Origin of the sequence: Vibrio sp. J2-4, from assembly GCF_021728155.1 — a bacterium.
Taxonomy (GTDB): Bacteria; Pseudomonadota; Gammaproteobacteria; order Enterobacterales; family Vibrionaceae; genus Vibrio; species Vibrio diabolicus.
On record NZ_JAKKCN010000001.1, the window covers coordinates 63,851 to 88,695 of the forward strand.

General features: G+C 43.0%; 17 protein-coding genes. 7 read left to right on the forward strand and 10 right to left on the reverse strand.

The window, feature by feature from the left end; genetic code table 11:
* Positions 1-193 precede the first annotated feature (193 nt).
* Entirely contained in the window at positions 194-1,450 is a 1,257-nt protein-coding gene (locus L3V32_RS00295) for a D-amino acid dehydrogenase (RefSeq protein ID WP_048626052.1), read from the reverse strand.
* Between the two features lie 106 nt (positions 1,451-1,556).
* Here L3V32_RS00295 and L3V32_RS00300 point away from each other — a divergent pair, with 106 nt between their 5' ends.
* Positions 1,557-2,474 carry a LysR substrate-binding domain-containing protein gene (locus tag L3V32_RS00300; RefSeq protein WP_237283626.1) on the forward strand — a complete coding sequence of 306 codons (918 nt, stop codon included), beginning with the start codon at positions 1,557-1,559 and terminating at the stop codon, positions 2,472-2,474.
* A 63-nt stretch (positions 2,475-2,537) separates the two neighbouring features.
* Here the strand turns inward: L3V32_RS00300 and L3V32_RS00305 are convergent, their stop codons facing one another.
* The gene (locus tag L3V32_RS00305; RefSeq protein ID WP_237283627.1) at positions 2,538-4,277 is read right to left on the reverse strand and encodes an amidohydrolase; all 1,740 of its coding nucleotides are present in this window, start codon (positions 4,275-4,277) and stop codon (positions 2,538-2,540) included.
* 289 nt (positions 4,278-4,566) lie between these two features.
* Here L3V32_RS00305 and L3V32_RS00310 point away from each other — a divergent pair, with 289 nt between their 5' ends.
* From L3V32_RS00310 to L3V32_RS00320, 3 genes are all read left to right on the forward strand, one after another.
* Positions 4,567-5,835, forward strand: a complete 1,269-nt coding sequence (locus tag L3V32_RS00310) for an O-acetylhomoserine aminocarboxypropyltransferase/cysteine synthase family protein (protein ID WP_237283628.1) — start codon at positions 4,567-4,569, stop codon at positions 5,833-5,835.
* A 207-nt stretch (positions 5,836-6,042) separates the two neighbouring features.
* On the forward strand, positions 6,043-7,374 hold the full coding sequence (locus tag L3V32_RS00315; protein WP_237283629.1) for an aspartate aminotransferase family protein: 1,332 nt from the start codon (positions 6,043-6,045) through the stop codon (positions 7,372-7,374).
* On the forward strand, positions 7,365-8,204 hold the full coding sequence (locus L3V32_RS00320) for a 3-keto-5-aminohexanoate cleavage protein (protein ID WP_237283630.1): 840 nt from the start codon (positions 7,365-7,367) through the stop codon (positions 8,202-8,204). The genes L3V32_RS00315 and L3V32_RS00320 overlap by 10 nt, the downstream gene beginning before the upstream one ends.
* A gap of 75 nt (positions 8,205-8,279) precedes the next feature.
* Here the strand turns inward: L3V32_RS00320 and L3V32_RS00325 are convergent, their stop codons facing one another.
* The 4 genes from L3V32_RS00325 to L3V32_RS00340 form a co-directional block, all read right to left on the reverse strand.
* Entirely contained in the window at positions 8,280-9,647 is a 1,368-nt protein-coding gene (locus L3V32_RS00325; RefSeq protein WP_237283934.1) for a Na+/H+ antiporter NhaC family protein, read from the reverse strand.
* A gap of 180 nt (positions 9,648-9,827) precedes the next feature.
* Positions 9,828-10,415, reverse strand: a complete 588-nt coding sequence (locus L3V32_RS00330) for a DedA family protein (RefSeq protein WP_191907348.1) — start codon at positions 10,413-10,415, stop codon at positions 9,828-9,830.
* Positions 10,416-10,619: 204 nt separating this feature from the next.
* Positions 10,620-12,155, reverse strand: a complete 1,536-nt coding sequence (locus L3V32_RS00335) for a bifunctional GNAT family N-acetyltransferase/carbon-nitrogen hydrolase family protein (RefSeq protein ID WP_005391488.1) — start codon at positions 12,153-12,155, stop codon at positions 10,620-10,622.
* 120 nt (positions 12,156-12,275) lie between these two features.
* Complete coding sequence (locus tag L3V32_RS00340; protein ID WP_237283631.1) at positions 12,276-13,157, reverse strand: LysR family transcriptional regulator; 882 nt, start codon at positions 13,155-13,157, stop codon at positions 12,276-12,278.
* 424 nt (positions 13,158-13,581) lie between these two features.
* Here L3V32_RS00340 and L3V32_RS00345 point away from each other — a divergent pair, with 424 nt between their 5' ends.
* On the forward strand, positions 13,582-14,145 hold the full coding sequence (locus L3V32_RS00345) for a porin family protein (protein WP_012842100.1): 564 nt from the start codon (positions 13,582-13,584) through the stop codon (positions 14,143-14,145).
* A gap of 496 nt (positions 14,146-14,641) precedes the next feature.
* On the opposite strand, the gene L3V32_RS00350 is transcribed toward L3V32_RS00345, so the two are convergent.
* The 4 genes from L3V32_RS00350 to L3V32_RS00365 all read right to left on the reverse strand — a co-directional run bounded on the left by L3V32_RS00350 (position 14,642) and on the right by L3V32_RS00365 (position 18,581).
* Positions 14,642-15,103: a helix-turn-helix transcriptional regulator gene (locus L3V32_RS00350; protein WP_237283632.1), complete on the reverse strand. Its 462-nt coding sequence runs from the start codon at positions 15,101-15,103 to the stop codon at positions 14,642-14,644.
* Between the two features lie 114 nt (positions 15,104-15,217).
* On the reverse strand, positions 15,218-16,549 hold the full coding sequence (locus tag L3V32_RS00355) for an ATP-binding protein (RefSeq protein ID WP_237283633.1): 1,332 nt from the start codon (positions 16,547-16,549) through the stop codon (positions 15,218-15,220).
* 288 nt (positions 16,550-16,837) lie between these two features.
* On the reverse strand, positions 16,838-17,629 hold the full coding sequence (locus L3V32_RS00360) for a metallophosphoesterase (protein WP_237283634.1): 792 nt from the start codon (positions 17,627-17,629) through the stop codon (positions 16,838-16,840).
* 565 nt (positions 17,630-18,194) lie between these two features.
* Positions 18,195-18,581: a transcriptional regulator gene (locus tag L3V32_RS00365; protein ID WP_237283635.1), complete on the reverse strand. Its 387-nt coding sequence runs from the start codon at positions 18,579-18,581 to the stop codon at positions 18,195-18,197.
* Positions 18,582-18,747: 166 nt separating this feature from the next.
* Between L3V32_RS00365 and L3V32_RS00370 the strand changes: the two genes are divergently transcribed.
* Together L3V32_RS00370 and L3V32_RS00375 are read left to right on the forward strand one after the other, a co-directional pair.
* Positions 18,748-21,345 (forward strand): DEAD/DEAH box helicase, encoded by a 2,598-nt coding sequence (locus tag L3V32_RS00370; protein ID WP_130349330.1) that lies wholly within the window; start codon positions 18,748-18,750, stop codon positions 21,343-21,345.
* Positions 21,346-21,769: 424 nt separating this feature from the next.
* Positions 21,770-24,817 (forward strand): DEAD/DEAH box helicase, encoded by a 3,048-nt coding sequence (locus tag L3V32_RS00375; RefSeq protein WP_237283636.1) that lies wholly within the window; start codon positions 21,770-21,772, stop codon positions 24,815-24,817.
* Positions 24,818-24,845 lie beyond the last annotated feature (28 nt).

Here is a 24,845-nt window from a genome sequence, read left to right on the forward strand (position 1 = left end):
CACAGAATGGAGAGTGATTGTTAAAATTTAGTTCTTGTTGCTTATTTGCTCCTTTGAGGTAGAAGATTTGTCTGATGATTAAATATGCAGCACATTGTCATTAAAATGTGCTGCACATTTGATGAGTTAAAAATGCCAAATACTATGCATTTTGTGGAGTAAAGGCCTGTTTGTTTTTTATGCAGATATGTCCTTATGCATAACGGCAAAGGTTAAGCTCTGTGTCATCCATCACTTTCGCTTTTTCACCAGCCATAATGCTCGCTAGTAATTGACCAGAACCACAAGCCATAGTCCAACCCAGAGTACCGTGTCCAGTGTTAGTAAAAAGGTTATCGTATTTGGTCGCGCCGATAATCGGTGTGCCATCAGGCGTCATTGGTCTAAAGCCACTCCAAAACTCGGCTTGGTTAAAGTCGCCGCAGCGAGGGAAAAGATCACGGATGACCATTTCGATGGTATTTTTTCGTTTTTGCGGAAGGGAGGCATCAAACCCTGCTAATTCTGCGGTGCCCGCTACGCGAATTCTGTCATCAAACCGAGTCATGGCGACTTTATAGGTTTCATCCATCACAGTAGATCGAGGAGAGAAGTGCTCATCTTCCATTGGGATGGTGAGCGAATAGCCTTTTACTGGATAGACAGGAATCTCAATGTCGATTTGCTTGAGTAGCGCTGTAGAATAGCTGCCAGAGGCAACCACATATTGGTCCGCTTTAAACTGTCCTCGGTTTGTTTGGACACCCATGATCTTTTTGCCTACTGTAACCCAATTGCTTACTTCGGTGTCGAACTCGAACCTCACGCCATGGGCCTTAGCGAGCTCTGTTAGTTGTTGGCAAAACTGATAGCAATCGCCTGTTTCGTCATCTGGCAGGTGCAAGCCACCAACCAGCTTATCTTTCACAAGATCCAGTCCAGGTTCTTGTTCAATGCAGCGTTCTACGTCCATCAACTCAAACCGAGTCCCGCTTTGCTCTAGAAGCTGCATATCCTTTTCAATGGCTTGCAGCTGTTGAGGCGTTCGAAATACTTGCAAGGTGCCGAACTGGCGACCTTGATATTCAATGGCATGTTCTTGACGTAATTGTTCCAGACACATACGACTGTGGTTAGCTATCGAAAGCATGCGAGCTTTGTTGACTTGGTAGCGAGACAGGGTGCAGTTGGCCACCATCTTACTTGCCCAACTGATCATATCGGCATTGAGGGTTGGTTTGATTTTGAGTGGAGCATGCTCTTCCATTAACCACTTTATGGCTTTAACAGGAACACCAGGCGCAGCCCAAGGCGAAGAATAGCCGTACGAGATCTGCCCAGCATTGGCGAAACTTGTTTCCATTGCACTGCTTGGTTGACGGTCAATAACAGTAACTTGATAGCCTGCTTGAGATAAATACCAAGCAGAGGTTAAGCCGATGACGCCGCTGCCTAATACGATGACTTCCATTGATGTACTCCACACATTTATCTGAGTGGTTAGTTTCTTTTCTTTACCTTTTGTTAACAATCGATATAAATTACATACAGCGTTTAGAAAAACTATAGGCTCAAGGATGAGAAGTAATTTAATAAGTGGCTTGTGTCTGTTTGGCCAAGTCGCGGAACACAGCAGCTTTACTGGCGCGGCTAAGTTTTTGCACCTCACTACGGGAGCCGTGAGCCAACAAATTATTCATTTGGAAGCGTTATTAGGTTTTATTTTATTTGAACGCCATTCCCGCGGTATTCGTTTAACCGCTAAAGGCACTCAGTTACACCAAGCGACGCAGTTTCACTTTTCCGAGCTGAGCAAACTGCTTGATGAGCTCAAAGTAGAAAAGCACACCAATGAGATTCGCTTAAAATTAACGCCTTCTTTTGCTTTTAAATGGTTAGTCCCAAAGCTGGAAAGTTTTCATCACGAGAACCCGGATATCCAAGTGCAAATCTTCGCGGAAGGTGCGTTAGTGAATAGTGAGATAAAAGACTATGACGTCGCGATAGACTATGGTCTTCATCCTTACCGAAATGCTAATGCGGAGTTGATTTTGGATGAGCAACTGCTGCCCGTAATGAGTCCGAAGTACCTTGAGGATCATGGTTGGCTAAAAGCGCCTTTCTATGAACAAGAATCCTTAATGTCAGTGAAGCAATGGCAGGAGGCGACGCTACTACACGATGCGATGCCATGGGAAAAAGCGACGCGTGACTATGAGTGGCTATATTGGGCGTCAGCAATGGGATTAGACTTTACAACCGATGTTGGACACTTTTTTAATCGAACGGATATGGCGATGTCTGCGGCGGAAGCAGGAGTTGGGATTGCGATGGCACGAATGGCACTGATTGAGGATGAATTGACAACAGATCGTTTAGTTTCTCCCTTTCAGCCGGTTCCAGCCAATGCAGGGTACTACTTGATCATGAACACACGAAGCCAGTCCACAAACAAGTTTCGTACTTGGTTATTACAGCAAGTGGCGAGCAAATAGATAAAGTGCCTGGTGAGTCAGATAGAAAACACCGCCTCGATAACGGCGGTGTTTTATTTTGGATTACTGTCGTTGATAAACCGATTCACCTCTGCTGATGGTTTCTTCCACGTTGAGATCTTTTAGCGCCTTAGGTTCAATCTTCATCGGGTTGTTATCGAGGATGATTAAATCCGCATTCTTACCCACCTCGATAGAACCTTTATACGACTCCTCAAAGTGTTGGTAAGCCGGCCAAATCGTCATGGCTTGCAGTGCGGTATACGTGTCAACGCGCTGATCTGGCCCCAGTACTTTATCGGTTCTGGTGGTGCGATTGACGGTCGCATCTAATACTCGGAATGAACTTGGCAGCGCCACAGGTGCGTCATGGTGTGTACTGAATTTTAACCCCGCCTTTCTCACCGCTTGAGTTGGTGAAATGAAATCAGCACGAGGATGGCCGAGTACCGAGTCCACATGCCAGTCACCCCAATAGAAAGTATGCATTGGGAACAAGGAAGGGAAGATGCCTTGCGCCGCTAAGCGATCTACTTGGTCTTGGCGCATGGTTTGGCCGTGAATGAGTACAGGTCGGCGGTCTTGCTTTCCTAGCTTTTCATTTGCTTTGGTCACTGCGTTGATAAATTGCTCGATCGCCGCGTCACCATTGGCATGCGTCAGCACTTGCCATTCATTTTTAAAGGCTGTTTCTACGTAATCGTAAGCTTGTTGATCTTCGAAAGTTGGGTAGCCAGCGTAGTCTTTATCTTGTCCATGTGGTGGGTGGAAGTAAGGCTGACTTAGCCATGCCGTTTTACCTTGTGGAGAGCCATCAAAGTTCAGCTTTACGCCACCGATGCGGAAATGGTTGGTGTACTCTGGCGTGTTGTATTCCGAGTCCATAAAATCACTGCTCGATACCATATCGGCGTACGCAACCAAGTCGATCATCAGTTTGTCGTTTTTCGACGCGCGTTTCATCGCTTCATAACCTTCTGATGTTGCTCGTCCTTCTTGAGCCGTGGTATAGCCATATTTCGCGTACATACCTTGCGAGGCTTCTAACATGCGATCTTGAAGCTCAGAATCAATCAACTTATTGAGGTTGAACAGCATTGCAAAGTGCGCGTTTTCTTCTAGAACACCATTTGGTTCTTGGCTGTTTTCCATTCGGCGGATAAGGCCACCTTTTGGATCTTCCGATTCTGATGTGATGCCTGCGAGCTCTAACGCTTTACTGTTCGCGACACTCAAATGCCCCGAAGTGTGGATGATCAATACAGGCTTATCTGTACTGACTTTATCGAGATCCGCTTTGGTAGGGTAGTAATCCAGTTGGGCGTCGTCGTAACCAAAACCTAAAATCCAACCCGTTTTCTCAATGAATAGGCGTTGCGTATTATTGTTCTCGGCATTTTTTAGAGTTTCGATGATTTTCGCTACGGTATCGGCTTCGCCATCAGGAGATGGCAGCACGTTTGCGACCATGGCTTGCAGACCAACACCATACACATGACTGTGCGGATCAACAAAGCCAGGCAACATAGTTTTGCCTTTTAAGTCGACCAACTGTGTTTTACCGAACTTGTGTTCCATCGCTCCATCTTTGCTGCCGACATAAATGATTTTCTCGCCTAATGTCGCGACGGCTTCGGCGTACTCTGGCTTATCGCTAGCCATGGTTAGGATATCGCCACCATAATAAATTTTGTCTGCGGCGGTTACTTTTAGCGGCTCGGCGACGGCTTCTTTCGCTTCTTCAGAAAAACACCCCGTTAAAGCAAGCCCAGATAGGGCAATGGGGATCCAGTTTTTGTTCATCGGTCATCTCCATACAGAGTAAGGTTTTTGCCTATTGCCCCCATCTCAATGAGTTTGAGAACTCAATAGGTCAAATTCACTTTAGTTCATATTGAAGGAGGATTATCAACAAGATTAAAGACTTTCAATCAAGCGCAAGTTATACCTATCGATGAATATCAAAAATGTTACCTTTTCCCATTTCATAAACGTTTCTGGACTTGGGCAATGTGACCCATAACGAGGTTCTGTGGTTAAAAAGTCGGCATGATAAGTCCACGATTTATTTCGATGACGCTCAAGGAAGAACATGAAAGACGAAACGCTATCCATCCATTTTGGTTACGAAACTGACCCTACCACTAAATCTGTCGCGACACCGATTTATCAAACGGTCGCGTACGAGTTTGATAACGCGCAGCACGGCGCTGATCTGTTTAACTTGGAAGTACCGGGGAATATCTACACTCGCATAATGAATCCGACTAACGATGTTCTGGAAAAACGCATGGCGGCGTTAGAAGGTGGCATTGCAGGGTTGGTCGTGAGCGCGGGGAGTGCAGCGATTAACTATGCGATTCTGACGTTAGCACAAGCGGGCGATAACATCGTTTCTACGCCGCAACTTTATGGCGGTACTTACACCTTGTTTGCGCACATGCTGCCAAATCAAGGTATTCAGGTGAAGTTTGCTAAAGATGACAAGCCAGAAAGCTTGGCCGAGTTAATTGATGAAAATACCAAAGCGGTGTACTGCGAGAGCATTGGTAACCCAGCCGGTAATATCATTGATTTAGAACGCGTAGCGGAGCTTGCTCACGCACAAGGCGTACCTGTGATTGTGGATAACACCGTCGCGACGCCAGTGCTGTGCAAACCCATCGAGTTCGGTGCGGATATCGTCGTTCACTCCCTCACTAAGTACGTTGGTGGGCATGGCACCACATTGGGTGGCGTGATTGTGGATTCCGGTAAATTCCCTTGGGCGCAGCACAAAGACCGCTTTCCCGTTTTCAACCAACCAGAACCTTCTTACCACGGCGTGGTGTATACCGAAGCGTTTGGTGAGGCGGCATTTATCGGGCGTGCGCGTACCGTACCATTGCGTAATACCGGATCGGCATTATCACCGATGAATGCATTTATGCTTATGCAAGGGCTAGAAACGTTACCGCTGCGTATGGGGCGCCATACCGAGAACACTCTCAAAGTGGCTGAGTTCTTGGAACAGAATGACAAAGTCAGTTGGGTGAGTTATGCCGGATTGCCAAGTTCTGATCACTTCCATCTCGCCGAAAAATACATGAAAGGTAAGCCTTCTGCGATTTTGTCGTTTGGTTTAAAAGACGGCTATGACGCAGGTGTGCGCTTTTATGACGCTCTGAAAATCTTTAAGCGTTTGGTGAACATTGGCGATGCAAAATCATTGGCTTGCCATCCAGCATCGACGACTCATCGTCAGTTGAGCGAAGCAGAACAAAAACAAGCTGGTGTGTCACCAGAGATGATTCGTTTATCTGTAGGGATTGAGCATATTGACGATATTCTAGCCGATTTAGAACAGGCACTAAACGCGTAAACGATTCTGTTTTTAGCTTTTGGTTACCCATAGGCCAGCCTTTAAAGAAGCTGGCCTGTTTTTATTTTATTATTTAAATATCAAAGGCTTTGGTTCTTTTGGTTTGTGGTATTCCAAAAGCTCATAGAGGGTGAAATTTATTCCCTTGTCACGTTTGGGTTTGTTCCTGATGATGTGTGCAAATCTTATACATTGGAAGGGACTCAAATGTCTTACGTATTTCACCGTCATTGCCATGCCACGCTGCCAATCATCGATAAAGGTGAGGGTGTTTATCTATTCGATAAACAAGGGAAACAGTATCTCGATGCATGTGGCGGCGCTGCGGTATCAAACCTTGGCCACAGTCATCAAGCCGTTAAAAAAGCCATGTTGGAACAGCTCGATCGAGTGCCGTTTGCTCATACTGGATTTTTTACTAGTGACAGCGGTGAGCGACTAGCGGAATTGATTTGTCAGTACATGCCTGAGCAGTTCAACCATGTGTATTTAGTCAGTGGCGGGTCAGAAGCGGTGGAGTCGGCACTAAAAATGGCGCGGCAGCATTTTGTGGAATCAGGTAAGCCAGAGAAGAAGCAATTCATCGCGCGTCAGCAAAGTTATCACGGCAATACGTTGGGAGCTCTGGCGGTCGGTGGTAATGAATGGCGACGTGAACCGTTCAAACCCATCTTGCATCCGAGCCATCACATTGCCCCTTGCTATGCTTATCGGTATCAGCAGACTCATGAGTCGGAATTGGATTACTCATTACGAACGGCGAATGAACTTGAGGCAAAAATTCTTGAGTTGGGGGCTGAGAATGTAATGGCTTTTGTCGCCGAGCCTATTGTGGGAGCCACCGCTGGAGCTGTACCTGCGACTCAAGGTTACTTTAAACGTATTCGCGAAATATGCGACCAATACGATGTGTTATTGATCTTGGATGAAGTCATGTGTGGCGTTGGGCGCAGTGGCAGTTTTTTTGCGTTTGAGCAAGAAGAGGCAGAGCCCGATCTGGTTTGCATGGCTAAAGGGCTTGGTGCGGGTTATCAACCGATTGGCGCGGTGGTTGCGAATGATCGAGTCTATCAAGCTATTGCTGATGGAAGCGGTTTTTTCCAACACGGTCATACTTTTATGGCGCACCCTGTGGCGTGCGCTGCTGCAGTGGCAACCATTGAAACCATCTTCCAAGATGACTTATTAACGGCGGTGAATCGGCAAAGTGTTTTGCTGCGTAAAGAGCTTACTTCTGCATTAGCCCATTTACCGTACATTGGCGACATTCGTGGTAAAGGCTTGTTTTTTGGCATTGAGCTGGTGGCGGATAAAGAAAGCAAGTCGCCTCTGAGTAAAGCCACATTGGCAGACAAACGCATCAAACAGCGAGCAATGGAAAATGGCTTAATGTGCTACCCAATGGGCGGAACGATTGATGGCGTTAATGGGCACCATATTTTGCTCGCACCGCCATTCATTATTCAGTCTCATCATATTGATGAACTAGTCGGCAAACTCTCACTGACGTTAAAAGAGGTGGCGGAGACATGGAAGTAGCAAACCAATATTTGCGAGAACCTATCGCTATTATCGTGGCTCCAAACGGCGCAAGAAAAACCAAGCATGATCACGCCAACTTACCCATGACAACAGACGAACTGATTGCAGAGGCTATCGCTTGTCAAACGGCAGGGGCTGCCATGATCCATTTGCATGCTAGGGGCGCTAACGGACGTCATTCATTAGACATCGACGACAATATGGCAATTTACCATGCCGTGAAAGAAGCCGTAGGAGAGACCATGATGGTGCAGCTCACCACAGAGGCGGTGGGCTTGTATTTTCCGCCACAACAGATGGCGTTAGTTAAAGCTGTGAAACCAGAAGCGGCTTCTTTCGCATTGAGGGAGTTAATCCCCGATCGAGCAAGTGAGAAAGAAGGGCATGCCTTTTTCCATTGGGTGGCTGAAAACAACATCGTGAGCCAAATTATTCTCTACGATGCAACCGACATTGAACGTTATTTCCAACTGCGTGATGCGGGTGTGTTACCTAAAACGCATCAGCATGCATTAGTGGTGTTAGGGCGTTATCACCAAGCTCAACAGTCTTCGCCATGGGATTTACGAGGCTTGAATTTGGCGCGTTTTGTCGAGGAAGAAATTCGATGTGCCATTTGTGCTTTTGGCGCGCGAGAGCAAGATTGTTTAGCGAGTGCGATGTTACTTGGATTAGATGTGAGAGTTGGTTTTGAGAACAACCACTTCGATGTGACAGGCGAGTTAGCAATCAGTAATGTGGCTCAGGTGGAAGCTCTACGCGATGTGGCGCATCGCTTTGCGATTCCTTTACACAGTGCGCAAAGTTTGCGTTCAGCTTTGAAGTAAATCTGCTCGCGGAAAGAAAAATAAAGAAGAAAGGAAAGTAAAAAGGCTCCATCGGAGCCTTTTCGGTATTTGTCGTTAGTTTTCGGTTTGCACTACAGGTTGACGCGCGGGATGTTTGATAAATACCGCGACAACAGCCGCTATCGCTAATGCAAAACAGTAGTAAGAATTAGCAACTACTTCAAGTGGCGATAGGTTGAATACGGAACCTAGCAGCAACACTTGAGCGCCGTAAGGCAACACGCCTTGCACCACGCATGAGAAAATGTCTAACAAGCTTGCTGAGCGGCGAGGAGAGACATTATTCTCTTCCGCCAGTTGGCGAGCAACGCTGCCCGATACAATGATGGCTACGGTGTTGTTTGCCGTACAGCCATTGACCATCGACACTAAGCCTGCGATACCTAGCTCGCTCGCGCGGCTGTTGGCATGCTTAGAGTGGCTAGAGCCAAACGCGTGGATAAGGCTGCTAACGAAATTGGTTAGGAAAGCAAGACCGCCTTGACGACGCATCAGTTCACTCAAACCACCAATTAGCATGGACAACAAGAAGATCTCTTGCATGTTACCAAAGCCTTTATAAACGTCTTGGGCTAGATTAGTCAGTCCGTAATTGTCAATCGATGCCAAGCTCACGCCGCCAGCCAAAAGGATACCAATCGAAAGAACCACAAACACATTCACACCGGATACCGCTAGGATCAAAATAGTGATGTACGGCAAGACTTTTAGCCACTCAATATCGCCAGTTGCAGGCACTTGAGTCGCTGTACTGTTGAAAGCGAACACTGCAATCGCGATCAACGCCGCAGGCAAAGCAATACGAATGTTCTCTTTAAACTTGTCTTTCATCTCACAACCTTGAGAGCGTGTCGCCGCGATGGTGGTGTCAGAGATGATAGAAAGGTTATCACCAAACATAGCGCCGCTCAGCACAACGCCTGCGGTTAACGGTAAGCTCATTCCTGCTGATTCAGCAATCCCCAACGCTACGGGGGCAACGGCTGCGATAGTACCCATCGAAGTGCCCATCGCTGTTGCGATAAAAGCAGAAATCAGAAAAATGCCCGGCAAAATCATGTTGGTTGGAATTGCGGATAAACCAAGGTTCACCGTTGCATCAACACCGCCAGAGGCTTTTGCTACCGCAGCAAAAGCACCAGCAAGCAGATAGATCATACACATTGCGATGATGTCTGGGTGGCCAACACCACGCATGAAGTGTTCGATTGAGCGGTTAAGTTTCTCTTTACTTAAAAGAAACGCAATGATGATGGCTGGTAATACCGCGATGGGTGCAGGCAGCTGGTAGAAGGCAAATTCAACGCCTTGCAAAGATAAGTAAGTGCCTACGCCAATAAACAGCGCAAGGAATACAATCAATGGGATCAGTGCGACCGCAGAAGGTGCAACTGTTTTAGTTGTTTGTTGGGAACCGGACATGTAAACGACAATGTTAATAATAAGAGAGAAGAGCAGACTAATATCACATTTACGCATTGTCAACGTCTAGACGTCTAAATGGCTGTTTAAATTTTGCACGTAAAGAAAAAGATAAAAGCTCGTATTACGTATCTCACTGATACCACGAGCTTTAGTTATGCGCTAATGAAGAGACTGTTGTTATTGCATTGATTTGGCTTTTTTGCGTTTAACAATACCTAAAATCATCCACGTAAATAAGACAGCAGCAAATGCCCATACCAGATATTTGTATTCGGTGTACAGGTTGCTCAACACGCTTAAATGTTCAAATGCAAAGTGAGTTAACAAGCTAAATACCAATACCCAAACCGTCGCCGCGAGGGCGTTACCGAGCAAAAACTCTCTACGTGGCATTTTCGCGATACCGCATGCAAGAGGCATAAATTGCTTCATTCCTTCAATAAAGCGGCTGACGACCAAGCACGTAGGGCCGTATTTCTGGATAGTCAGTTGAAGTGTTTGCATCTTCGGGCCAGAGATATAGCCTTTTTTATCCAACCAGCCTTCAAAGTAATACCCGATTAGGTAACCACAGGTATTCCCAAAAAAGCAGCTTAGCCACGATACCATCATAACCATACTTAGGTTCATGACTTGTTCTGAAGAGAGCAAAGATGCCGCGATCATCAGCGATTGACCAGGCATCGGTACACCTATCCCTTCTAGAAATATACTGACAATCAGCGCCAAGTAGCCGTATTGCTCGAGCAAAGGCTTCATTGACATGAGAAGTTCGTTAATGTGTTCCAAAAGCTTTCCCCTAATAAAAGCGGAACGAAGTTGGAGTGATACTCCGAATGTCCTACTGGGTCAATTCTTGTTTCTCACCGCTGAGAAAAACTGACATGCCTCTGATTATTGTGCGGAATCAATCTGCTGCTTGTTTTATTCGCCGCCACGCTCCCGTGTGGCGACGAATAAGGCACACCTTTATGACTCTTTAGCTTTAGTAAATGCGCCATACAAATCAAGACGTCGGTGACGTAAGTTGGTTACTGAACCCTCGGTATTCAGTTGCTTCAACTTAGTCAAATCAACATCGGCGAAGATCATCATTTCGGTGTTGGCGCTTGCTTCTGTCAAGGTCGCATCGTGCGGGAAGTAGATATCCGACGGTGAGAATACGGCAGATTGTGCGTACTGGATGTCCACGTTATCAACACGAGGTAAGTTACCGACACTACCACCAATTGCAACATAGCATTCGTTTTCAATGGCTCGCGATTGGGAACAAATTCGTACTCGTTGGTAGCCATTTTTTGTGTCCGTCCAGAAAGGAACGAATACAATTTGTGCGCCTTGTTCTGCTAACATTCTTCCCAATTCAGGGAATTCGCTGTCATAACAAATAAGTATGCCGACTTTGCCCGCATCGGTTTCGAACACTTGAACATTGTCACCACCGTCGATCACCCAGTCTCTTTGTTCATGAGGCGTGATGTGGATTTTATATTGAGCGTTAATTTCACCATCTCGTTGCAGCAAGTAGGCCACATTATACAGTTTGCCATCTTCGATAACGGGCATACTGCCTGCAATAATGTTGATGTTGTAGGTGACCGCCATCTGCGAGAAACGGTTTTTGATCTCTTCCGTAAAGCTAGCCAAAAAGCGGATTGCCTCAACGGAATTTTTGTCGTTTTGCAAGCCCATCAGCGGTGCGTTAAAGAACTCGGGGAATAGGGCGAAATCGGCTTTATAGTTCGCAAGAGAAGAGATGAAGAACTCAGCCTGATCGAGCAAATCCTCCAGGTCATTCATCGCGCGCATTTGCCACTGTACGACACCAATCCGAATCAGCGTTTTTTCTACATCGTGTACGGATTGAATATCCTCTTCGTAGAAAAAGTTATCCCACTCCAGCAGTGTCGCGTAACCTTTAGAAGCGCTATCCTCTGGCAAGTAGCCGCGCATGATACGTTTTACATCGAAGTCGTTAGCAAGCTGAAAAGACAAAATAGGGTCATGAAGCTCACGGCGTTTTACTTTGTCGATGTACTCTGCAACGCTCAGTTCATCTGCGTATTGGTGGTAATTAGGAATGCGACCACCGGCTAAAATTGCTTTGAAGTTCTTACTACGGCAAAGCTCTTTACGCGCATCATACAAACGTCGACCCAAACGTAGCCCTCGATAGTCCGGGTGGACAAATACATCGAGACCATACATTGCATCACCGGTTACTTGATTCTGTATGACGTTGTTTTCGGTAATGATGTCGGTATACAGGTGAGGAAGAGAAAAGCGGTTGTAGTCCACTTTAATGGTTAATGCTGCACCGACTATTTTGCCGTTATCTTCAATACAGATTTGGCCATCAGGAAACTGATGAATGAGATCCATAATCGTCAGCCGTGGCCATGAGCCGCCAACATCAGGAAACACTAAGTCCATTAGTTCTGCAAGCTCAGGGTAATCCGTTGGCTCAATGGTACGTAATGAGAGTTTGGGCGAATTGCTGTCCATATCTTTCAATCCATTTATCCTTTTGAAACAGTGTTAATGAGAATGCCACAATTTGGAGCAGACAGATACTGAAGTCTTTGAGTTGTTTTGGGTTACCAAAAGCATTTCAAGAAAACAATATTAGCTTAGTTTGCTCTTCAACCATTCGTAAAACGCCGCCACTTTCTTAGCCGATAGGCGATAATTCGGGATCATCACGTAATAACCATAACCACTCTGTAAAGACAGGTTGAGAATACGTTGGATATCCCCTCTTAAAATGGAATTCTGCGCCATAAAATCAGGAAGTAAGGCGAGTCCTTTTCCCATTTTGACGGTTTCGTAAGCTAGGTAAAAATGTTCAAAGCCTACAGAGTGATAGGTAACGGTTGATTCTACTGCATGTGCAGCCTTAAATTGCTCCCACAACTGAGGACGAGTGATTTGAGTTATCAACGGATAGTCGCTAACAGCGTGCACATTCTTGAGTGCAGGAGTGTTAGTACAACCGACCAATAGTAGTATTTCTTCACATAGTAAGTGGCTGTATTCATAATGCGTGGACAATGGAAGACAACGAATATGCAAGTCGCTTTCACCGCTTGAACCTTTGACGTACCCATCTCCGGTACAGATTCTTACACGGATATTGGGATGTCGCTGGTGGAAGTCATCAATATGAGGTACCAACCAAAGGCTAGCGAAAGAAGGAGTAACATCCACGGTGAGCAATTCTTGCTTTGAATCTGATTGGATTAAGTTAGCGGTTGCATTCTGAATAAGTTCTAGTGCTTCTGTGACTTGCGGTAGGTAGCGTTTTCCTTCCTCAGTTAACTCAATACCATTCGAGCCTCGTTGTATTAAAGGTAAACCCACTAGTTGTTCAAGCGCGGCGACTTGTTTGCTTACTGCGCTTTGTGTAATGCATAGGGCATCCGCCGCTTTAGAGAAGCTGAGGTAATTTGCAACCGCGACAAACGTCCTTAATGCTCGGATAGACGGGTACTCACTGCCTTTTAACATACTTCAGTCCCATGGAGATAGCCTCTTCACAGAGTAGGAGATTTACCTATTGAAGCAAAGAGAGAAAAAGCCGATGTGTGATTACCTTCCTTACTCGTTCATAAAGAACCCAGACCAAAAATTAAGAATCCTAAATATAATGGGTATGTAAATAATTGATGATTAGGGTTTATTTATTGATTCTCCCTATCTTTTGAAAAAACTACAAATAAAATAGAATGTTTTACATCATTAGTATTTACAGAAATCTAATATTGTTTTTTCAAGGTAAATAAAACGATATAACTTTTGGTTTTGTTGTTTTAATTTTAAAATAATGTCAATTTTTTATAAGGTAGAAAATGTTTCTCATTAAATTAAAATTGGCATTGCATTTGCTTTGTATAATTCGAACTTTCAATGGCACTTATATTAGGAGAACGAAATGAAAAGCAATGTTGTTACTTTGATTGGCCTTTTTTCTTTAGCAACGTTTAGTACTTTATCTCACGCAGCGGACTCCAAAGATCATGGTGTTTATGTCGGCGCCAATTATGGTTACTTAAAAGTTGATGGACAAGATGACTTTGATGATGACAGTGATGCTATTCAAGGTTTGGTTGGTTACCGTTTTAACCCTTACTTAGCGTTAGAGGGCGGTTACATTGATTTTGGTAGCTATGGTAATAACTTAGCAAATGCCGAAACGGACGGTTACACCGCAGCACTAAAAGTTACAGCCCCTATTGCTGATCGTGTCGATCTTTACGCAAAAGGCGGTCAAATGTGGTACTCGACGGATTACAACGTTGCGGGCTTCCAAGGCAACAAAGATGACGAAGGTGTATTCGCTGGTGCCGGTGTTGGTTTTAAAGTTACTGATAACTTCTTAGTTAACGCAGAATATATGTGGTACGACGTAGAACTGAATGCAGAGAACGTCGCGAATGGTGCAAGCACAAAAACTGATTTTAACCAAGCATCGCTAGGTGTGGAATATCGCTTCTAATATTGTTAACCATGTTAAACCCAATAAAAATGCGAAGCTAAATGGCTTCGCATTTTTATTTTTTAAGAGATTTAATTATCTGCATAAAATTACTAATGAATAAAATATTTATAAAGTTGGAAGTGTTGATTATTAGAGATCGTCTGCTTATTTTTCTATAAGCTATAAAAGAAGCCGTGCACTAATAGAAAGTAACATCGTAAAAGTAGATCGTGTACTGTTGCAACATAAGTACGGATAGCAGATACAAAAAAGGCCACCCGAAGGTGGCCTTTTCCAAACGTTTGGTGGAGCTGGCGGGAGTTGAAAAGATTTCTCAATCTTCGTAAATTCAGTGGCTTATATCGATGTTACCAATTTGGTGTTGCATCAAATGTTACATCAATTTCCTGCTTAAAAAGGAACTGAACCCGCGTCCATGTATTCCTAAATCATTTAAAAATACTAGCTTGTTATAGCAATTCAATCTAAATAAATAGGGCTGATACTGAGCATTTTACCCATCCTCACCATCCATTAATAGCGATTTTAACGCATCGGGAGAAGAAGGGAGTAGTCCGACTTTTAAGCCAAATGGTTTGAATACCTTGTTGAGAATCTCTGTATTGTAGCTGCCCCGATCATTCTCTATATCTGAGAGTGTTTTTCTTGAAACACCGACGAGTTTTGCGAACACATCCTGTTTGAGTCCCAGTATATTAATACGTAAATATTTCAACGCTTGACCTTGCGTAAGTTTACCAAGCAAGAGTTGCTTGATGGTTTTGCTTGCCTCGGTTTTGCGTTCTGATGGACGAGTGGAGGGGGTGATTTTTGAGACTCTCTGATTTATTGAAGTTTTGGGCGATGTATTAACGACATATCTCTCTGATATCTCGTGAGGTGCATCTCGATTGGCCCTTAAACGAGCTATGACTTCTTCTACAGACTCTCTTTTTTCTGGATCACTTTTATGCATAGCAGCCTCGCTTCATCAGATCCTCTAAAGCTTATGAATTAGTTATTAATGTTATGAGTAAAAAATTACTCATAACATTGATTCTTAGATGTTAATGAGTATTTTCTTACTCACTTAGCTTTTATCTAGATCTCTGAGGTGATCAAGTAAGTATTCGGTGTAGTAAAGCGGCATAACGATGTGCTCTTTCTCTGTTGCTGGAGAGCCTTGAGTGCCTGTAAGTTTGATTGTCTTGTAGGGCTTGCACTTCTCGATGTAGGATTGCAATGATTTCGCACGGGTTCGCTTACCGCTTTTTACTTCTACAGGTACGATACGACCTAGGTCATCAGCGATAATGAACTCTATCTCTGCTCTTGCGTCTCCCCAAGAGAAACTTGGTTCAATGCCTAGCGCAGCGATTTCCTGTTGAACATAGTTTTCAGCGACATATCCCTTGTATTCATAGCCTTGCTGTTTGATTTCACGGTAACCAGTCCCGAGCATATGGTTCAATAGCCCTACATCAAAGAGAAATAGTTTAACTGTATTTTCCTTCTGATAAGCAGCTAAAGGAGAACGAGGCTGTCCTTCAATAGGATGGTTTTTTAAAGCAAGCCGACACTTGTGAAGCCATGTGATCGCACTTTCATATTCAGCATAGCGAGACTTGCGTTCGTGAACTCCCTTGAATTTAAACCGTTTAACGGAGTCGTCGAATACCGAAGATAGTTGAGCGGGAATGCTTCGAAATACAGATTCGATTAGCTGTGCGTCCACTTTTCCAGAGTACTTTCCGAAATCACGCATGTAGCCCTCAATTAAGTTCCTATGGACTTCAGATACGGCTTCAATGCGTTCAATAATACTGAGTTCTGAGTTTTCGAACCATGAGTTTACGGCTTCAGGCATGCCGCCAACAAAATAATAATCGGTCAGTAGTTCGATTAATTTTGTATGAGCCGCTGAAGAGTTCAGCTTTTGGTCAAATGCTTTTTGAAGTACTTTTTCTCCAGATGCCCACAAGAACTCCCTGAAAGTCAGTGGCCTTAAGTTGTGCTGCTCAACTTTTCCAACGGGAAAGGACGTGAGCAATCCGATATTTGAACCACTGGCCGCAACATAAGCTTTGGGAGCCTTTTCTGCAAAGTACTTAAGAGAGGTGACCGCTCTTGGACATTCACCAATTTCATCTAAAATAAGGAGATCTGTCGATGGTTCGAAGATTTCTCCTGTTAAGAGTTCAATGTTGGTGATGATGTCATCAGGGTTTAGAGAGCCTGAAAAGGCTTCCATTAACTCAGGGCTTTCTAGAAAATCGATTCTTAGGACATTTTCGAATGTACTTCCTAATAGTTCCTGCAATAGGAATGTTTTACCAGTTTGTCTAGCACCGTCAATCAGCAAAGGCTTCCTTGTCGGCTTGTCTTTCCAGGTGAGTAGGTTTTCAAGTAGTGTTCGTTTCATCTAGCCACCTCAGTTAAAGTGCTTATCTGGTCGATTGTTTATTACACAAAAATGCGCAATAAAATGCAAGCGTTAACATTTAAATGCGCATAAAAATGTATTAAATAACACTTTTATGCGCGTAAAAGTGTTATGTGTGTATTTGTGCGAATGATAGTGTTGGGATTGTGAAGGGAGGTGATGAATCTATGCATCATTTCTGATTGGTTGCTTGGCAAGGTGCTCAATTATCGCAGCGAGAAAGCCCTAACGGACTTTCAGATGCCGAAGTTTCTTGCTGTCTAGCTCTTATAGGTAATAAGCTTTATTAGTAAGTATTCCACTGGTTAAGCAGACAGAACCCTTGGGGTTACAAATAAATGTGGTCTTACCGCCAGCAATGACTTTCTCTACAGCATCATGTTGATGCCCTGCCACCCAATACCTAGCTCTTGAGATCAACTCATTACTCAACCCTGCATGATAATACGGAGCATAATCGCTGCTGGCATTTTGCTCGAAAGCAAAAGCTTCTTTAGATGGAAGGTGGTGAGATATTGCTATATCAACTTTCTCTGGAAAGTTGTTAATGAATGCTTTGTGCTGCTCTTCAATCATTTGATGGCTGATGTACTTTGTATCATTCATCAGTTCTGAGTACGCATCAATCAGTGTAGACGAGTATGTGTGAATAGGAAACCAAAGAGTTCCCCCATAAATGCTATATCCATCTAAATCAACTGACTCATTATTCAAAAAGAACAGGTTTTCAGTTGTATCACTATGAGCCTTAAGCTTGGCTAGTACGGAACCACTAGAATCTTTGAGAACGTCAGAGTTAGCACTAGATTTGCACCCAACGGACGTACTTCTATGGCGGTAGGATTTACTCTTATTGCTATACCATTCATGGTTTCCTGCAATCATTATCACAGTCTTAAAGTGGCGGCAAAGTACATTCTTCACATACGCCATGCATGAGAGGCCGTTCGCTGTGTCACCAGCAACGACCAATGTGGCTTCTTTATCGAAGTCATGCCAAAAGTCGCGGCGTATTCCGTGAGTGTCCAGGTGTAGGTCAGAAACAACGTAAAACTTCAAACTATTATAACCTTAAGATTGATTGACTATCCGATGGTACATCGGTTATTTGGCTTAGAGAAGTGAGCATATACGCTAAGCACTTCTACTCAAGTTACTTGAAGGGTACTTCTGTACACGGTAATCATTGGACGTGTTGTTTAATTTTTCGGCACTAAGATTTAGACACTAACTTTTAGTGTCTAAATCTTAGTTGTCTTTAACTGTATGAAATTATTTGTTTTTTACTGTTTTTGGTAAAGGTGTTTTGATGAGGCAACCTCTCTGAAGCTGGCGAGAGTGTAATTGTACTATCGTGATTAAGGCATTTTTATGAGCAAGCCGACTTAAATGATAGTGACGTTGCGCTAAATGGGATTATTGACTTGCTCGATTACGATATCTCTACCAACACAGGCAAGGTAGTTTGAAGTAACTGAAGCCCTCACAGAGCAGCTGGAAGAGATCATTGGTGACGAGCAGGTTGACCTAGACGGAAAGTATTAAGAATAACCCCTATTTGAGGCTGCACAGCATAAAGCTGTGCTTTTTAAGCGGCATGCGCCGCAGTAACGAGTGATGGACATCATGCACAATAGCTTTCTTGCAGTGTATTCTCTAATTCTTTGCCGAGAATAATCTCAAAGTCAGTAAATACAGCAATAGGGCGGCAAGCGCTGCCTTTTTCCTCGAACTGGATGAATCCTTTTGATGATAAGTCGTCGAGTGTTCGTGAGAGTTCGCGGATATGATGGTCGCTAATCTCCGCAAGCTCAGCTAGGCTTTCAGGCTTTTCTCTACTGATCAGAAGCATTAGTTCGATATTCTCATTACATAGTAGCTTTGAAGCTTCATTTAGTGACGTGAACCAAAATGTGGGGAGATGCTTGCTATGATTAATGTTGCCTGCGGACAAATTAATCATGTGCCTACGAATGAGATCTTCCGATGTAACCCCAATGCGAGCTTTCATGAGTCTATCCTTCTCAGAACGAAGTAATAGAATCCTAGTGTATACGATGCTGTTCTGAAAGGAAAAGTGGATAGATATCCTTTCATTGTTTTAGTGATCGTGTGCATATCTACTTAGGGCATACTAAGTGTAAGATTAAAGATTTCAGAACATAAAAGGAATAGTTATGGCTTTTAAAAAGCGTGGGGCGCGTCATGTAGCCTCGTTAAGCCCTGACCAGTTATTTAGGGAGCTACCTCGACGCAAATATCCAGATGTTCTTCCTCATCAGCAGTTGATGATGCAAAGATATGCAGAAGAAGCTGAAAATCACCGTGATGTCGCTTTACAGTTACCAACAGGCAGCGGAAAAACATTAGTAGGTTTATTAATCGCTGAATGGCGTCGTCGAAAGAATAACGAGAAAATTGTCTATCTCTGCCCAACTAAACAATTAGTAAATCAAGTTGTCGAACAAGCAGAAACCAAGTATGGGTTGTCCGTTTTAGGCTTTACTGGCAAAAAGGCAAATTATGATCCTAGTTCTGTCGCAAAATACAAGCAGGGAATGGCAGTTGCTGTTACAACATACAGTAGCGTTTTCAACACTAATCCATTTTTTGAAGACCCTGATATCATAATTGTTGATGATGCACATGCGGCAGAAAACTATGTTTCAAAGCTATGGTCATTAGAGGTTGAAAGGTTTAATGATGACCACAAAGTTGTTCACGAAGCTTTATGTTCGCTAGTTCGGCCTTATTTAGATGGTACAAGCTATTCAAGGTTAGCTGGTAGTTGGGAAAGCCCTTATGATCAGGGTTGGGTTGATAAGTTACCAACGCCTATCCTACATAAAATCAAGGATGATTTGGTAGATGTTCTGGATGAGCACACGGACGGCACGAAGCTAAAATACTCCTGGTCAATGCTTAGGGCAAATGTTCATGCGTGCCATCTATATATGTCGTCTAAGGGGTTCTTGCTTCGCCCTTTGATTGCGCCGACCTGGGTTCACCCTGCATTTGATAATGCTAAACAACGTATATTTATGTCAGCGACATTAGGTGAAGGAGGTGACCTAGAGAGGCTCTTAGGACGAAAAAATATTTATCGACTAGCTACTCCTGAAGGCTGGGATACTCAAGGTGTTGGTCGTCGGTTTTTTATTTTTCCATCACTTTCTTTAGCTGAAGATGATTGTTTGAAGTTTGATTTGGAATTACTCAAGAAAACTGAACGCAGTTTGGTCTTAGTACCAAGTGAAGTACAAGCAAAGGTGATAAAAGACACCGTTAATGACCAAACCACGCTAAAAGTCTTTGAAGCTAGTGATATAGAAGACTCAAAGAGTATTTTTATTAGCAGTAAAAGTGCAACAGCTGTCGTTGCTAATCGATATGATGGTATTGATTTTCCAGGAGATGAATGTCGCTTATTAGTTATTGAAGGGCTGCCGAAAACTGTAAACTTGCAAGAGCAGTTCTTGATGTCCAGGATTGGTGCTAACGTTCTCTTCAATGAGAGAATACAAACTAGAGTGATTCAGGCTATTGGTCGATGCACCCGATCATTGGAAGATTACTCAGCAGTTGTTGTGAATGGGTCTGAACTTGTAGACTTTTTGGCTGATCCTGCTCGCCGACATTACTTTCATCCAGAGCTTCAAGCTGAGTTAGAGTTCGGTGTCGAGCAATCGATAGATAGCACTTTTGGCGACCTAGTCGAAAACTTTTCAATTTTTATTGAGAATGGTGAGGATTGGGAAGAAGTAAACGGTGAAATCGTTGAACTCAGAGCTTCTAAATCGAAAACCAACTTCCCTGGAATTGCTGAGTTGGCAAGTAGCGTCCCTTCGGAAATCGAATATGTTAAAGCTCTTTGGTCATATGATTACGAAGAAGCATTGAACCAAGCGGAAAGAATACTGGGTACTCTAGCTTCGGGAAATTTGCGAGGTTATAGAGCTTTGTGGGAATACTTGGCTGGTTCAGCTGCATACCTTGCTAATGAACATGGGTATTCTGACGCGCAAATTAAAGCGCGAGAGCACTTTATACGAGCGAAAAAAGCGGCAAAAGACATCCCTTGGCTAGTTGGTTTAAGTCGATATACAAATACTGTCGAAGGGGCAGCCGATGAAGCTAAGAACTTGTTAATTATGAAGCAAGTTGAGAATATAGAGTCATTATTACATTCTTTTGGGTGTATGCATGATAGAAAGTTGTCTCAAAGGGAAAAACAAATTAGGGAAGGTTTGAACTCTGACAGAGAGTTTGAAGAAGCACATAGGTTGCTAGGTGAGCACATTGGGTTTGATGCTCATAAAGTCGAGGTCGATGCGTCCCCTGACCCATGGTGGCAGTTAGCTGATTTGTGTTTTGTGTTTGAAGACCACGCCAATGCTGAAAGTGATACATTAAATGCGACTAAGGCAAGGCAAGTAGCAACTCATCCCAACTGGATAAGATCGAACGTTGATTCATGTAGTTCAGATAAGGTAGAAATCATTCCAATATTACTGTCTCCAGTAACAAAAGTGAAAAGTGGTGGGCATCCTCATTTGGCAGAAGTCATGTATTGGAGCTTAAGTGATTTTAAAGATTGGTCTAGAAAGGTCTTAGATGTAATCAGAAGGCTAAGGACTTCCTTTCAGGAGCCAGGTGACTTGGTGTGGAGATCTGAAGCTGCTGATATCTTGATAACTGAACAACTTGATGTAGAAAGCATCAAAAAAATGCTTATGAGTCAAAATGCTTCGAAGATACTTGAAGTAGTTGTTTAGTCAATGTTTGTTCATATTTTGTCTGTAGTTGTTAGCACTAATATTAATAGAATGGGCTAGATTTTGTACTCTAGCTCGTTTCTATCCAGAGAGAGGCGTGCCAGGACGATCACTGCTAGCACACTGGTGCCCCATAACAAGTTTGAGATACCAGACAACATACTTAGTTTTAGTAATGCTAAAGTGGGCAAAAATCAGTGGCGCTTGATGCAGTATGGTAATGTTGCGCATGGTTTTGTTCTAGTTTTTCCTAGCGCAATTGATTAGATCAAACAGCACTATGCGCGTCTACATATTGATTGTATGAGAAATTATCTGGGGATTCCCTAGAGTTAAGTGTTAACTGTAAAGTAGGCCTTTTTTGTAAGCTTTTGCTGGCGAACTTTAGCTGTTGACTCAAATCAAGAATAACATGGACGTTTAAATGAATGTAAGTGGTTTCATCGTTAATGAAGATTTGTGGCAAAGTCTGAGACACTGCCAGCAAGAAAGTATTCAAACGGCGTTAAGTTACTTAAAAAAGCCGTTAAATGAATATGCGAACTCTTGCCTTATTAGCTTGCCAACGGGTGCAGGTAAGTCGGGTGTAATTAGTATTGTCTCTCACAAAGCAACCCAAAAGCGGGTGCTGGTTTTATGTCATCGACGTGCTGTATGTGATCAACTCTTTAAAGAAATAGATGGGAAGTTCTTTAGTGATCGTGTTGAAGGTGAGGTTATCAAGCGCAAGGCTGTTTATAGTGATGTAAATGATACCTCTAAAAACGGCGTTTATGTTTCCACCTTCCAGAAACTACAAACTTTCGATAGTACTCAGCTTGAGCGGTTAAAGAAAGATGTTGATCTTATTATTATTGATGAGGGGCACGCTGAACCTTCTCCCGTATGGAGCACATTGGTACGCGGTATTGATGCTCATAAAGTCGTTATAACAGCGACCCCGTACAGGAATGACTTGTATCAATTCGACGTTACCGAAGACGCTAGCTATATTTATACCTTTGAAAGAGCACTTGCAGATGGTGTTTTAAAAGAACCAACTTTTGAGTCAATTACTTTAGATGAATTAAGTGGGAAAATCACTGACTTCTTAGACGCTAATGATGGCACAAAGTGCATTATCAAATGTGAAAAGTTCGAAGATATTAAAAGCTATTACGATTTGCTAAACGATGACTTTTCGGTATTAGCAATACATGAACAATTTACTAAAGATGAACGAGATAATGTAAAAGTTTCCGTGCCAGCGAACCTTAAAGGTTCTGATTACCAAGTCATTATTCACCAGCGGAAACTAGATGAAGGTGTCGATATTCCAGAAGCGAAGTTATTGGTTTTAGCCTATGCAGTTAATAGTGGTCGGGAACTAGTTCAAACCATCGGAAGAGTAGTTCGTCTACACGGTGATATTGAGCCTAAGATTTTGGAGATTGAAAACGATGCAAATAGCCAAATGTGGCAGAACTACAGAAAATTTGATCGTTCACTAGATAGTGCTGATTCAGTTAAAAGATTCATAGCATCACTAGACAGTAATAAGTTGATTGAGCGTTACTTAGAAGCATTTCCTGATGTTAGTTATTACGGCAACCGCTTTGTTAGTAAGTTTGACCTTAATACGTTTGAACCTGAGCGCTCTCTTAATATCCCTACGGCATCAATTTGTTTTTTAAATCAGTCGCAAGGCTTCAGTATTCAGCTTTTATCAGACCATCTATACTGGCGCTGCAACAATGCTGGTGAACTCGCGAGAGTCTTTTCTACAGAATCTGGTATTCATGGTGTTATCTCAATCGCGTTCAATAAGTCTCGGTTTTTAACAGACCAGTTTTTCTTTGAGCCTTCATTAGAAATAACATTGTATAAACAGCTCTCAAATAACGTTGTTGCAATTTATGATAGCCGAGGACGCAGGTTTAATGGTGAGAAAGATTTGAAACTCGGCTCTGCTGTGTCTCTCGATAAATTGCTTAAGGTAATGTCATTAGGTGAATCAGCCTCAACGAAAGAAGCGAGTAGTAAATCGATTAGTTCTGCTAGAAAACGTCCTGAAAGCATTGCGGTAAAAGGACGAAACTTAGATCAAATGGCTGACATGCAAGCTAATGCTTCGTATCGGTTAGCCACAATGCGTTGTGATATCTATGACCAACTCAATAAAAAGAAAGGTAGTTATTATGTAGGTGCAGATTCTGGGCGAATCTCAGATCAAAAAGAGTCATCGTTTACTTTGGGTGATCTGAATGATTGGCTTACAGATATAGATAACGTCATATCTGCAAATATTAATATAAAGAACGCCTTAGTGCATTCATATGCAAAGCCAATATCTGTTGATGAAAATTTTGAAGCTTGCAGTTTGATTTTTGATTTTACAGAGTTTGAGTTTCCGATAAGTATTTTTATAGCAGGGGAACAATATACACTCGACAATTCGTTTTTGTATTTAATTTATGACAACGGAACTTTGCTTGTTGATGGTGTTGAGGAAAGTAAAATCTTAGTCAACTTTAATCAAGAAGAACCCTATCTAGAAATTGCACCAGAAACGGAAATAACATATTTACTTGAAGGTGGAGAACAGCAAGACATAACTGATTTTCTCAACGAGCACTTACATAAAGCTCTTTTAGCTAATGGGATAAGTTATTCAAATTGTAAGTTCTATCAATTAACGCTTCCAGTGGCTGATAGTTTTGATTTAGGTGCTTCCAACCTTGCCAATGTTGTTATCGGGCTAGAGTCTCTTGTTGGCGCAAACTTAGATGAGAAAGGATATAAAGATGGTGCTCATCAGGTTGTCGATGGAGGCTTTAGTAGTGATTCGGTTTTCTATTTATTGGATCAATTAAAAGCTAATGGCTTGGCTAACCCAACAAAAAGCGAACTAGGTCCATTTGCTCCCTACATACCTGATGCAGACTTGCTGATTAACACGGATATGGGAACCGAACCTGCTGACTTTATTGTATCGTCAAAAAACAAGTTAGCATTTGTTCATGTTAAATGTGGCAGTGCAATAAACCCGCGTTCATCAGCAGGAGCACTTGCTGAAGTAGGGGCGCAAGCCATAAAAAATATTGAAATGCTAATTAGTGGAGATACTGAACTGAAGCCTTCAAATTGGAATAGGCTTCATACGGCTTGGCCTACTCCTGAATCTGCTCAAAATATCGCTGAAAGAATTAGAGTTTTCCAAGGGGTTATTTTTACGGCTCAAAACGAGCAAGAAAGATTAGAAAAACTAAATGAGCTGTGGGATACCGTTGCAATGAGAAGACGCTCAACAGCAGTAAAAAAGGAAATTTGGATTGTTGCTGCCAATAGCTTTTCGGCTGCCCATTTTGAGCAACAATTAAAGTTAGGCTCAGAGGCAAATGGCGAAACCTTACAAGCTTTTCAATTATTAAATAGTTGGCTAGCGACTGCGCATGATAATGATGTTGAGTTGAAAGTTTTTGTTTCACCATAGTTTAAGGCAAGAGCTAAGGAATAAATGA